The organism is Paenibacillus sp. GCM10012306 (genome assembly GCF_042649265.1).
GTDB lineage: Bacteria > Bacillota > Bacilli > Paenibacillales > Paenibacillaceae > Paenibacillus_AQ.
Map to the genome: position 1 here is coordinate 723,004 of NZ_JBHRYW010000003.1, position 13,462 is coordinate 736,465.

Below are 13,462 nucleotides of genomic sequence, written 5' to 3' on the forward strand. Positions count from 1 at the left end.
CCTATTGGAGAACAACCGTATCACCAGGCTTAACCCCGGTCAGAATCTCTGTCTTGTCAGTTGTCTCCAGTCCAATCTTGATATCTTTCCGCTCGACTTCACCGTTACCCTTGTCCAGCATGACATACGCGGCATCTCCTTCATGGATTACGGCCATGCTGGAGACCACCGTAGCGTTCTCTTTTCTTATGGCTTCAATCTCGCCATTCAGACTTAGACCGCCGATGAGATGCTCATTGGCGTCAAGCTTAATAATGACTTCAAATTGCGGAACCTGACTGGTGTTATTTCCCTGTCCCGCTGCGGTAGTAGCAAACTTGGCTACCTTAGTCACTTCACCGGACAATTTCTCTTCTTTGAGCGCAGTCATTTTCACGTCTACCATCATGCCGGTTTTGATCCGGAACACATCCTGCTCTCCTACCAGAGCGACAAATTCAACCTTGCTTAGATCGACAATCTTGCCGATGTACTGGTTGTCCGATACCGTCTGTGGACGTTCGCTGGTGCTGTCAAAGAGGAAAATCCCACTTGCCGGAGCTCGATAAATGGCTGTATTCAGCTTTTCTTTCTTGCTGGCAAGCTCCCGGGCCTGAATCTCCGCAGTCACCTCATTCAGTTCATCGCCGATCCGCTTCGCCTCCTGGGAAGCCAACACCTTCAAACGATCTGCCTCGGTTGCGCCCAGCACGGCGCTCTCCTCATCCTGCTGACTCACGAAAGCATTCAGCTCCGCTTCCAGCTTGCCTTTACGGATAGTCGCTTCCGTTGTCGCAATATCGTTCTTCAGCGCCTCTTGATCCAGTGTATACAAGATATCGCCTTTTTTAACTTGTCCGCCATTCTCTACCTTCCAGGCAGTCACCTTGGAAGCAAACGGCGCGTAGACGAGTGTTTCATGTTCGTACTGTGATTTCCCTTTGACCTGAATCGTCTTATTAATCGTCTCCTGGGTAACCGGGAAGGTGATGCTTTGCACCGGCTCCTCAATCGGCAACGCTTCCTCCTTTTTGAACATTTTGTCATAAGCGAAATAACCGGCTACGGCAACAATCGCTAGGATGAAGACCCACTTTATAATCCTTTTCATTCCCTCGGCTTCCTTTCTGCCACAAAATACTAATCCCGTTTGATGGCCGTAAGCGCATTGGTTCTCGATGCACTAATGGCCGGATAAATCCCTGATAAGACGCCGGTCATGATGGCGAATGCGATGCCGATCGGAATCGTCATCAGTGGAATGGCGATGACAAGACCACCTTCACTTCCGCCCATACCGCCGGAGGAGCTGATTAGCTTGTTCATGCCGGTCACGATCAAATACGAGAATACCACGCCCAGCAATCCGCCCAGCAGACCAAGCAATGCCGCTTCTGTAATGAACATGTTGCGAATCTGCCGCATATTGGCACCCAATACTTTCATGATCCCAATCTGACGTCGACGTTGATGGGAAGACATGGTCATAGCAACAATAATTGAGATCGACGCGATAATCAGAATAAATATCCCCACGCCTAGCGCTACTTTTTTAATCATACCGAATTCCTCTGCAAGCATTTCCTTCTGGTACAGATTTGTACTTGTGTTCAGGGTAAGCTTCTGAATGACCTTCTCCAAAGCTACAACGTTATCAGTATTGTCAACCTTAATGATTGCATTGTTATAGGCACCTGCTTGTACATTGGGATTATTGTTCAGATTGAGCTCCTCCAGCAGACGATCCGCTGTTTCTAGAGACACATAGATCTTCTTGTCATACATCGCCATATTGTCATCCATTCCCTTAGGCTTGGCGAGGACCCCCATGACTCGAATGGAGGAGCTAAGAATAGTCTTGCCGGTGTTATAGTCCATCGATTGGAGCTGAATCTGCTGCTGGTACAAATTCGATGGCAAGCGGCTAAGATTATCATACTGCTGCCTGAGATCATTGTTGTAAGGATCATTCCCCATCGCCTCGAACAGACTTTGCCTTGTCTCATTATCAATCAGACCCAGTGTCGCCCCATAATTCAGTACAGCCATTCCTGCTAGCTCAGAAGGACCTCCCTGCTTGAAGGTATTATCGTACTTTGTCAGCAGGCTCAGATTGGTGCCAATGACCTGAATATCCGTTATTTTATTATCAATCGTGAGCATTTGAAACCAGCCAATTTCCTGAAAAGGTGCTGCCGCATTCACATGTTTCAATCCAGAGATGATCTCCAGCTTTTGCCGGGTCAGCTTGCCGGGATCGAGCTTCTCGTTATCTTCTCCTCCCTGACCCCCATTCTTGCCCTGGTTGGGTACACCACTATTGGGGGTTACGGTGATCTCATCCATCTTGAATCGGCTGTTGATCTGTTTCTCAGTGTACGCCTGCGCTGAATCTCCGAGACTGAGTGCAACGATAATGGCAGCACATCCGATAGAAATCCCTGCCATACACAGTCCAGTAACCACCTTCCGGCGTTTGATCTGATCCCAGGCCAGGCGCGAAATATCTCTAACTCTCATCCTGCTCTCCTCCTTTGGACTCCGCTTCGGCAGGAGGCTGGTCTTCGGTGATCATAAATCCGTCCTTCAGTGTGAAGATACGTTGCATCTGTTCTGCGACCTCGATCTCATGGGTAACAACGATAAAGGTTGTGTTCATTTTCTTATTCAATTCAAGCAGAATCGTGATGATCTCTTCTTCTGTTCTGGAATCCAGGTTCCCTGTCGGTTCATCTGCGAATATTACGGAGGGCTCCGTGATCAGGGACCGCGCGATACTGACACGCTGCTGCTGACCACCAGACAACTGTGCAGGGAACAAATTGGCTTTATCCGGAATCCCCACCGCTTCCAGCAGCTCCAATGCCTTTTTCTTACGCACGGATGGAGCCACAGACTGGAAAACCAGTGGCAGCTCCACGTTCTCACGTACGGTCAGACTGGTAATAAGCTCATAAGCCTGAAAAATAAATCCGATGTTCTTCCGCCGGAACTCAGACAGTTTGTTCTCGCTCATTTTCACAATATCATGGTCGGCAATGTAAATATGCCCTTCCGTAGGCTTCATCAGCCCCGCCATCAGGTTGAGCATAGTCGACTTCCCGGAGCCTGAGCTGCCCAGAAGTGCGACCATCTCGCCCTTCTGAACCGAGAAGTTGATGTCATGCAGAACGGCAGTTGTTTCACTGCCATTCTTGAAAGAATGGGTTACTTTTTCCACTCGCAACATACAAGCTGCTCCTTCTGTACTTTAATAGAGGGTTTATTTTTCTGGCGTAGGCGCTCTGTCAATGAACAGGGAATACGCCTGACTGGCCAACTCAATCCGCTCGCCCTGGAACTCGTCATAGAGCGTGATCCGGTAGGCTCCTCCGGCCAGTTTCTTGTAAACCGGGTTACTGAAGGATAGATTGATCGTATTGGTACTGCCCTCTGTAAGATCTGTGCCAATAACAAGACTCTTTTCTTGGGATAGGCCATAAGGATCTGTCATTTTGAGTACCAGCTTGTGGTTAAAGGTCCCCATATCATAGCTGGCATCGCGCAGCAGATTGTAGTTCATCACAATATTGATCGTATCTGTACCTTGCAGGTTCCGGCCATCCGAACTAAGCATGGACAAGGTGTAAGGGTACAGCTTGACATTCAACAGATTGTTCTCCGGCGGAGTCTCCACAGGATTGAGATCGAGTGATGCAATATTAATGAAGCCGGTTGGCTCCTGACCTGGCTCACTGAGCTTGTTGCCGGTAATGCCTGGCCCCAGGTACAAAGCAATGTTATCCGTGTTCACGGACTTCGGAAGCTTCGCCCAGAACGTGACCAACTGCTTGCCTCCTGGTGTTGCCGAAGTATCGGGCTGATTGGATAACGCTTCAAACAGCTCACCGTTCGGCGTCGCAAAGTAACCTTGGATGCGGGCCATCTTGCTCTGTCTTTTCTCTTCGCTGCTAAGGAGCAATTCGGAGTATACAATGTTAGAGTTAACCCCTTCATAGATTGTGGTCTTGTGCTCCTGAACTTTGGCATTCTTACCCTTGGCAATGATCTCGTAGCTTCCTCCGCGCTCAATCTGCGTCACGGCATTGATCATATTGTCTGTAGTGAACGTCAGGAAGGAGACAGTCTCTTCTTTGACGGTTGTATACAGGTTGATACTCAGTTTATCAAACCTCTGGGTGTATGGAATTTTGGCCATCACGTAGATGTCGGCCGATTTACCCGGTGCGAGTGATTGGAACTCCTTGTCCATAAACAGTTCGGTCGAAGTAGCAAGATCGCCATTGTCTAGCTTCATAGCACCTTTTAGATCTGGGAGAGACAAGTTTACAGACTGAGTGTTGTTAATATTCAGCTTCGCAACAACGATATCGTCATCTTTCCATGGAAAACGCTGCACGGAAAGCAGACGGTAATTGAAAGTTCCGTAATCATTCGTTGTTCTATAATCCTGCCCCTTCTGTGTATCCGGTCGTAACGTATACGGGATAGAGAAATACGCCACTGGAATCGTCAACTTGGCCGTATTGCTACCAGTTCCCTGGCCTGCGCCGGCATCGATGCCGCCATTTCCGGTATTGTCTGGAGATATAGCCTTATCCGGCATGGAGCCAACGGATTCAATCATTTGCAGCTGCAATGTGTTCTGTTCAACCGATAGTGGAATCTGGGCCTTAAGCGAGATCACTTTCTCCTCAAGTGGCTTCAAGACGAGTCCGTTAATTCCCTTTGCGTTTACAGGGAACGAGGTTCCTTTAGCAGACTTAACTGCCAGCTCATAATTCGGCAAAGTGACGGCCTTGTTCCCGGTATTCTTGAAACGGAGCTGGAAGGTCCACATGCCGGTTTCATTTTCTGCGTAGACTGCTGCATTGCTCAGTTGGGTCTCTACAGAGTTATTGTTGATGATGATTTTTTTGGTGATACCCTTGGCGACCGTTAAATCAGGTGTTGTCGCTGCTGGAAGCTTGTAAGCAGACTGCGGAAGGTCCACCTTCAGCGTCTCGTCTCTTTGCACAAATTGCAGCCTCATATTATCGGTCTTAAGGTAGGATGGAATTTCGGTTAAATAATAGATCGTTTTCTTCTCTTGCGGTTGTATCTTGTACCCTGCCTGCGAACTGTCGAGTGCCAGCTCAAAAGCGGTGCCGCTTGCCGAGACCAGATAAGCCTTATAACCAGGATCACCGAGCACTTTGTTCCCTTTATTAGTGACATTCAGGCCAATCTTGGCATAAACTTTGCTGCTATATTTATAGATTTGGAACGATTCTGAAGACGTAGCAACGGGAATGTCACTCATCGTGGTGTTCAGGATTTTTCCATGCAGAGTCGACTGGGAGTAGCTTGCAGGAACGCTCATGGAACCCGCTTGTCTCAGATAGCCCTTGGCTTTGGCGTCCCAGACATACATAGAGATCTTGATGCCGTTCAGAGTGTTGGTCTTGCCAACGTTAACATAATAGGTTACACGCAGATTTTGCTTCGCATCGATACTTTTTTTCAGTGCATCCGCTGTGATCGGGCTACCGGGAATGACTGTGCCACCTGAAGTGACAACACGTGAAAAATAGTGGATCAGACCGGCATTGCTGCTGCCCCCGTTGGCATAATTAAGGGTGTACGTGAGGATATTCCCCCCTGCTTGTGGCCACAACCTGATGTCCTCAAGGGTAGCATTGACCCCTGCTCCCAGTTGCACACTGCCTAAATTGGTTGTTGTGCCTGGTTCCAGGGCCGCTACTTTGATCGGTGCATTGACATTATTAATAGTGTTGCCTGAAGAAGCTGCAGACGCTGAGTAAGCCGATAGTTGACTGATAATAAAAGTGCTGAGTAGCATGGCTACATATGTACGTCTATGTTTTCTCATTCATTTCCCCCCAAACGTATTTACATGGATTATTATAGATGCTTAGTCCTATGGGAATTGTGTCCAAGTTGTAACCCTTATGATAAAGTTGTAACCCTTGCTATGTACTTAGATTGCTGGAATAGCTTCACTTATGATTTTACGCTTCTTGTTCTAATTGGGTTTCAACTGGGAATTATTTCTTAAGAAAAACAGCAGCAACCAGATGATGGCTGCTGCTGTTTTGGGACTTGCTATAGAACGTTCAGGATTTCGATTTCTGAAAAACTATGATCTGTGCCACATCGGCATCAGTAGGTTCTTCCTGACCGTACCTGGCCTGATCATACAGATCAAGCAGCCTCTCTTCCGGCATGGTGGCAGTGTCCCTGCCTTCCTTGCGTTTACGGTTTCTGCTGGCACTCCATACCGCTAAGTCAGCACCGGTCTCTTGGGGGGTCAGATGCTTCTTGATCTCATAGCCATGCTCCTGCTTGGAGTGCAGCCACTGGCGGTACAACCACCTTACCTGCTCCCGATTACCCTGCATATGCTCCCAACGATCCCGGCGGCCTCCACTAACGGCTGTGGTCCAGAATTGTCTGAAATTTTGCACCGTTTTCTCCCAGGCAAAAATGCTACTCTCTTCATCCTGATAAGTCTCGTTGCCACGGCTCGGCTGCTTACGCATCAACATGGCTAGAACAGCGGCAATGGCCTTGTGCAGCATACCACCGGTATTTCTGTAGAGCCAGCGTAAGAAATAAAAGGCAACTATCGCAATTACGGCTGCTACGATAACATAGGACAGCAAGTTAAGAATATGCGCAATAAGACCGGGGTCATTGGCTTCCGCGGGAGGCAGTGCCGGTGTGGCACGTGCTGGTTCATTCGGCTGCAGCGGAGTTTCTTCCGAGCCAGATAACAATCGGACGATCCATGACAATAACTGGCGAAGAGCGCTGAAGAGCAAACCACCGATTATCCGGCCCGCTCCTGCTGCCAGAGCTACCGCAGCAACAACAACGAGAAGCACAGAGATACGATTATGAAGTCGCAGGCCTGGCGGTAAGGATGAGGTCTTTCCGGAAAAAGAAGTATAACGCAAATGATCGCTATTGGATGCTAGGAGAACAATAATGACGCTCAGACTTCCGCACCAAGTGAGGAGTGTCGTCCATGACTCAAGCTGAGAGACTCTTGGAAACACTATAGCCGCTACAAAATAGAGACTGATCCCGGTGAAATAAGTTCTATTCCCGCCAATTCTTGACTCAGTAGTCAGACCGAGGTAGGTCCAGATGATGCAAGCAACAGCCATAGAAATGCCTGATAATGATATGCCTGAAGACAGAAGTCCGGTCACTGCTCCAAGCAGTATGGACACTAATAAATGCTTCCACCTGATATTACACAAGGATCGTAGCAATACGCCAGCCAATGACAACAGTGCAAGTAAGAACATCCATAGTGGTGTCGTGTACTCAGACAGAAGGAATGTGGCGTACAGCATCATAAGGGGCAGAAATAACAATAGTTGTAGCAGCGCATGAGCCCAAAACATCAACGAATCTTGCAAAAATCGCCGGGACGGCCCCTTCATGCGCTCTCCCTCCCTTGCTCCGGAATGGTAAGCCATTCCACACCATTGCCTTCCTGTATCAGTCGACCAGCCGCTTCCAGCAGCTCCGCGCCCTGATGGCAAGTAATGATCAGATAGTCTGTATCTCGGGTCCCGTTCTCGGCTTGTATCTCCAGCAGGCGGCTCATTGGCAGTGTCCGGTCAAGCGTCAATCGTGCCAGAAGTTCCAGCATCTCCTCCTGATGGGCAATAGGACCGGAAAGGACCGGCTCACGGACATCGCCATCTATAAGCCTCCCATTACAGATGAACGCGGTCTCAATGCCATGGTCCAGTGCATATCCGGCCACAGCTGCGGCATAACGGATGCCCAGCTCTATTCGTTCCACATCTGTTATGTTCCTCCACATGGATTCGCTAACCTCAATGTTGAGACAGATCATCAGCCGGGAATCCGCCGAATAATCATTCTTATGAACCTGCATGACTCCGGTACGTGCCGTAGCCTTCCAGTTGATCATGCCCATGGAATCTCCCAAGTTGTACTCACGGATGCCGGCAGTCAGGAATGGATCTTCTACGATCCAGCGCTTGACGGCCAATTCGCCCAGCCAGCTATGCACCGGCAGGGGGATCTCATCAAAGCTGATAAGCTCGGGGTACACCAACAGTTCCAGCTGAAGGGGAAAGGTCTTAACGACTTGACTGAAGCCGAACAGGTCTCCAGTAGTCATTGTTACCGATTCCAGTGTATAGAAGCCCCTCCGCTCACCTACCAAGGAATGGCGACGTTTGATGTGACGGTAGGAGCGCAAATAGAACAAACTTATATGGTTCTGGTAAATGTCACCGGAGCTGATCCCCAAATTCTCCTGTCTGCCGAACTCCAAGCCTGTAGCGATACTGGATTCCATTCGCAGCCAAGGAAGCGGCAGCAGCTTCGCATTAACAATCTCTTCAACCATCTCTAGCTCTTCACCTGCGTAGACGGCTTTTCTAGAGAAATAACGGTCGTAGCTTAACGCCTTCAGGGCATTCTTCTGATAAATATGAGATATGATTAGCAGCAACGCTACAGCGAAGAGGATGAACCACACTAAAGCCATGGCTTAGTCCGCCCTTCCGCCTTTGGCTGCCAGCAGCGGTTCAGCAGGCACTTCCACTTCGCGCAGAACCTGTTCTACAACTTCTGCCGCCTGCCCCTCTCGAGCCTTCATGCCTTGATGCAGAAGCAGGCGATGTGCCAATACCGGGACTGCCACGGCCTTGATATCATCCGGTGTTACGAAGGAACGCCCCTGAATAAGCGCATACCCTTGAGCAGATCTTAATAACGCACCGCTGGCCCGTGGACTCGCCCCCAACCTCACCGCCGTAGATCTGCGGGTAGCTTCAGTGATGCGGACGATATAAGCGAGAAGATCGTCGCTGACACTAATCTCAGCTGCCAGCTGCTGTGCTGCACGAATCTCCTCTCCCGATGCCACCGCTGTCAGGCTCTCAAGCGGGTTGCCAAGCCGGAACCTTTGGAGAATATGTACCCCTTCTTCAAGCGAAGGATAGCCAGTTTTGATCCTCATCAGAAAGCGGTCGAGCTGCGCTTCCGGCAGCGGAAAAGTACCTTGATTGTCCACAGGGTTCTGAGTTGCGATGACAAGAAACGGTGCTCCCAGCTCGTGCGTAACCCCATCGATCGTGATTTGCCGCTCCTCCATACATTCCAGCAGACTGGATTGTGTCCGGGGTGTAGCACGGTTTATTTCATCAGCCAGCAAGATGTTGGCGAAAACAGGACCGGGACGGAACTGAAATTCTCCGGTCTTCTGATTATAGTAATTAATGCCGCTCAAATCAGAGGGCAGAAGGTCCGGTGTGAACTGAATTCGTTTGAACTGGCAATCCAGTGACTTGGCCAGAGCCTTGGCTAGCAGAGTTTTTCCTGTTCCGGGCACATCCTCAAGCAGCACATGGCCATTAGCCAGTAGTGCGGTCAGCAGCAGATCCACTCCATCTATTTTCCCAACGATAACTTTGGCCAGATTCTGGCGAATATCACTGATAAGTCTCTTACCTTCAAGGATATCTATCATGGATAACACTTCCTATCTGATTAAAGGTATCTACTATAGGATAATCATACCAGAAAGCGTATACATTATAAATGTCCAGATAATGTCTATTTCAACGGTCTTTTTCGAAAACGGACAAGGGCAACGATAAAATAAAACACCGGAAGGCAGTCTACTGCGAACCAAATCCAGATGGCAACCGCGGAGTTATAGTCCCGGTTGTATTTCGCCACATTTTGCGAATAGAGATAGGCAATCACTAAGGCAATCAGCGTCAGAACCTCCACCATGTATTTCTTCCCTTTGTTTTTAGTCAGATTTGACAAGCACCGAACAGCAACATAAATGAGAAAAGCACTGTGGATAAACAGTGAGGAAGACCATACTCCGATGAGAAGCGGGTCAATATTTCCTATAATATTGTCATGCGTAGAACTGCGGATCATCTCTAGAAAAGGAAACTGAATTTGGGGACCAAGATAGGCTCCTAGGCTCAGTAGAGTCAGCAACCACCCTATAAGTATCGATACCATAACCAACAGAGAGGCCACCGTCAGCTTTTTATAGACATTCTTATCTAGTTTGAGTTCAGGCACAATGAATAGAAAGACGACCCACTCGGAGACCCAAGACGTCACAATCCACGAATCCTTAGCGGCAATGATCGGGTCATGATAATGTATCAACGCAGGCAGCATGTTAAGGTCCACTTCCTGTACGAACAAAAACACTGTGAAGAGCGATGCCGACACTATTAGCAGAAACAACCCGTCCGTCATATAGATCAAGCTCGAGAACCGAAGCTTCGCTGTGTACATAATGACCAGCCCTATGAGTAGCTGAATAAACCATGGAGGAGTTCCACGCAGGTAATTGGAGCCGAAGAACAATACGAAATTCTCCAGATCCAAAGACACATAGTAGATACACCAGCACAACAGCAGCACAATGACAATCTTATGAACCCATTTGCCGACAATACTGCCCCCGAAATCCACCCAGGCCTGTCCCGGCTTCAGCCGCCCTACATAAACCGCACAGAACATCATCCCAATGCTAAGCAATGTGCCGCCCATTACCGCCATCCATGATTGATAGGTGGGACTTGAAATCAGCGTCGGCACGAGGAAAATGGACGCTTGTGAATTCATATAAATAAACGCGAACCGGGTAAGCTGCCATTTAGTTGTGCGCATGGCGTACTCCTTTCACATTGAATCATACTTCGGTGCCATAATCTCCAATCTGGAAGTTCGCCTTCACTCGGATTTCGGCATGATTCTTATAGTAATCTTCCCAACGATCACGTATCTTCCGCCATTCCTTTGGATAGTTCCACTCCATGAGCAGGCCAAGTTCCAGCACATCCGCGCCAGCTGCCTTTGTCTTTTTCAGCGCTTCGTTCAAATCTTGAACAGCCTTCTTTTCCAACGCTTCTATTACGATGCGACTGAACACGGTCTTGCTTCGCCTCTCGATGTCCTTCTTGTAGACCAGGCTGGCCCGCCCTTTGAGCGTGACATAGAACACAGGCCCTCTCTCCGTCATACGTATGGTTCTGGACCCTTTAGAAGTGAAGAACACGGCACTCACCTTGCTTTTCCCCTCATCCCAGGTTACAGTCATCACCGGATCATGGGGATGCCCCAGTGCCCAAGCCAATGACCTGGCGTCCTGCAGGCCAACCATGCCTCTCATTTTATCCTTTTGAAAAAGCATTGCTCCCTGCATCCCTACCCAATATTCAGGCATAGCTGGAACCGTATTATCCGGATTGTTTCCAAAGGACAGGTAGTTGATGGCATAGCCCATTCCACTGGCCTCCGCAATCAGACACTGCTTGGCTGTGGTGCCCAGTACATAGTTGCTTTGACCGAACTTCATCAGGACCTCGCCCGGAAGTGTCTCGAAGGTTGGTGTAAGTTTTGAAATCATCTGCGCCCTTCCCGGTGCGGCGAAAATGTAGGTGCCCAGCGGTAAGCTTGGTTCTCTTCTTATCCATTCCAAGAGTTCGGCCATCCGGGTGCTGGCATATTCCTTACCAACCACTATCGCTTTGATCTTCGCCAGGCTGATATTTCTCGTCAAATCCTTCTGAATCAGCATCAGTGCGTCAGTGACCGTCTCCGCCGTTTTGGTGACTTTCGCATAAGTCTTGCTGCTGCCGCTGCCAGCGCCGCCGCCCGACTGCTGTCCATTCATTAAACGGTTGGTCAAGGGTGAACTGATCGACAACTCGACCGTATTTGGCTTATTGCCCACATCAAGGTATACGGCGTAGACGAAGCTTAATTCATTCAGTTCCACCTTCGACCAGCAGCCCGTCAAATTCAGCATTAGCATTAGGGTGATCCCCAGCTTCAGCATATTCATTTTTTCCGCTGTCTCCTTTGATCCCGCTTCGTAAAGGCATCGCTGCGCTTGTTCATATAGGTTGAAGGTACCCGCAGTAACGTATCCTTCCAGTCCTGATAGACAAAGGGCGCAATCGGCTGCATATATGGCGACCCAAAGGAACGAAGATTAGCAAGGTGTCCGTAGATCACGAAGGTAGCCGTGAATACACCAATCAAGCCCATGGTGCCCCCGAGAATCAGCAGCGGAAAGCGCAGGAGCCGGAACGTTAATCCAAGCTCCAGATGCGGAATAATGTAGGAAGCAATGCCTGTGATCGATACAACAATGACCATCGGAGCCGACACAATCCCTGCCATCACCGCCGCCTGTCCAATAACGATCGCCCCAATAATTGATATGGTCTGCCCGACAGGCTTCGGAATACGTGTCCCCGCTTCTCGCAACGCCTCAAAGGTCAGCTCCATCAGCAGGGCTTCTGTCAATGCGGAGAAAGGAATATTCTCCCTAGCTGCTGCAATGGTAAGTAGCAAATTGGAAGGAATAATCTGGGCGTGAAAGGTGGTGATGGCGACATACAGTGAAGGAAGCAGCAAAGCGATAATGGAGAATACGAATCGTACTATCCGAATCCAGCTGCCCGCGAAATAGCTCTGATAATAATCCTCGGAAGATTGCAGCAGAGAAAAAAGAGTTACCGGGGCTAGCAGCGCAGAGGGTGTACCATCCTGCAGCAAGCCGATTCGGCCCTCCATGAGCGAGGCCGCCACAGAATCCGGGCGTTCTGTATACTGAAACAGCGGAAATGGTGTCAACACATCATAGGTGATATGCTCTGCCAAATAGCTGATGCCCAGGATGCCATCGATGGACAAGTCCTGTAGCTTACGGTCAATCTCCTCCAGAATCTCTGGTTTATAGAGCCCTTCTATGTACAGTACGTAGACGTCAGTCTTCGTATATTTACCGATGCTATAATGTTTCATTTTCAGGTCAGGATGCTTGATTTTATGACGCAGCAGCGATAAATTCGTCTCTATATCCTCAATGAAGGCTTCCTGGGGACCGATAACCACCAGTTCATTCTGTGATTCGCTGACTGATCGCTTCTGATATTTGGTGATATCAAAATAGTAAAGGAACGGAAAGCCCTCCATCCCCAGCACCACATTTCCCATGACGACCAGATCTGCTGCTGCGGTGATATCAAAGCATTTCAAGCTAGGGATGGAGAACGCCGACCCGCGTTCCAGCCGTTCGAGAAATTGCGGCCAATCCAGTTCGGAGTTGCTCTCTCTTTTTAATACGTCGCTAATGCCTACCTGAAGACTCCGAGGATCAATAATAGAAGGAATGTAAATTAGCGTACAGGTGTGTCCATGTACTTGGAAGACCTGATAAACGATGTCGCTACATCCGGTCAATTGCTGCTTGATAGTATCGAGCATCTGAGCATCCAAGGTCTTCGCCTCCGGTCATAAGTTAAGATGGAAATCTGCTTTAGTTTGCCAATTTAACAATAAGTTATACGATACGAGGCAATGGGACGGATTAAGTTGATATGCAAAAAAGCCAGCCCCACTTGTTAGAACTCCCCCTATTTGTTAGACACGACTAACAATGGAG

At 49.0% G+C, this 13,462-nt stretch carries 10 protein-coding genes; all 10 read right to left on the bottom strand.

The window, feature by feature from the left end:
- Window position 1 precedes the first annotated feature (1 nt).
- On the bottom strand, window positions 2-1,090 hold the full coding sequence (locus ACFORK_RS10720; RefSeq protein WP_379198472.1) for an efflux RND transporter periplasmic adaptor subunit: 1,089 nt from the start codon (window positions 1,088-1,090) through the stop codon (window positions 2-4).
- A 29-nt stretch (window positions 1,091-1,119) separates the two neighbouring features.
- The gene (locus ACFORK_RS10725) at window positions 1,120-2,499 is read right to left on the bottom strand and encodes an ABC transporter permease (RefSeq protein ID WP_379198474.1); all 1,380 of its coding nucleotides are present in this window, start codon (window positions 2,497-2,499) and stop codon (window positions 1,120-1,122) included.
- Window positions 2,489-3,208, bottom strand: a complete 720-nt coding sequence (locus ACFORK_RS10730; RefSeq protein ID WP_379198476.1) for an ABC transporter ATP-binding protein — start codon at window positions 3,206-3,208, stop codon at window positions 2,489-2,491. The genes ACFORK_RS10725 and ACFORK_RS10730 overlap by 11 nt, the downstream gene beginning before the upstream one ends.
- Window positions 3,209-3,241: 33 nt before the next feature.
- Entirely contained in the window at window positions 3,242-5,851 is a 2,610-nt protein-coding gene (locus ACFORK_RS10735) for a hypothetical protein (RefSeq protein WP_379198478.1), read from the bottom strand.
- Between the two features lie 244 nt (window positions 5,852-6,095).
- Window positions 6,096-7,433, bottom strand: a complete 1,338-nt coding sequence (locus tag ACFORK_RS10740; protein WP_379198480.1) for a DUF4129 domain-containing protein — start codon at window positions 7,431-7,433, stop codon at window positions 6,096-6,098.
- Window positions 7,430-8,518 (bottom strand): DUF58 domain-containing protein, encoded by a 1,089-nt coding sequence (locus ACFORK_RS10745; protein WP_379198482.1) that lies wholly within the window; start codon window positions 8,516-8,518, stop codon window positions 7,430-7,432. The genes ACFORK_RS10740 and ACFORK_RS10745 overlap by 4 nt, the downstream gene beginning before the upstream one ends.
- Before the next feature lie 3 nt (window positions 8,519-8,521).
- On the bottom strand, window positions 8,522-9,502 hold the full coding sequence (locus ACFORK_RS10750; RefSeq protein ID WP_379198484.1) for an AAA family ATPase: 981 nt from the start codon (window positions 9,500-9,502) through the stop codon (window positions 8,522-8,524).
- Between the two features lie 86 nt (window positions 9,503-9,588).
- Window positions 9,589-10,677 (bottom strand): GerAB/ArcD/ProY family transporter, encoded by a 1,089-nt coding sequence (locus ACFORK_RS10755; RefSeq protein ID WP_379198486.1) that lies wholly within the window; start codon window positions 10,675-10,677, stop codon window positions 9,589-9,591.
- Between the two features lie 22 nt (window positions 10,678-10,699).
- On the bottom strand, window positions 10,700-11,854 hold the full coding sequence (locus ACFORK_RS10760; protein ID WP_379198488.1) for a Ger(x)C family spore germination protein: 1,155 nt from the start codon (window positions 11,852-11,854) through the stop codon (window positions 10,700-10,702).
- A complete protein-coding gene (locus tag ACFORK_RS10765) occupies window positions 11,851-13,284 on the bottom strand; it encodes a spore germination protein (protein ID WP_379198490.1) in 1,434 nt (477 codons plus the stop codon). Before ACFORK_RS10765 ends, ACFORK_RS10760 begins: the two co-directional genes overlap by 4 nt.
- Between the last annotated feature and the right edge of the window lie 178 nt (window positions 13,285-13,462).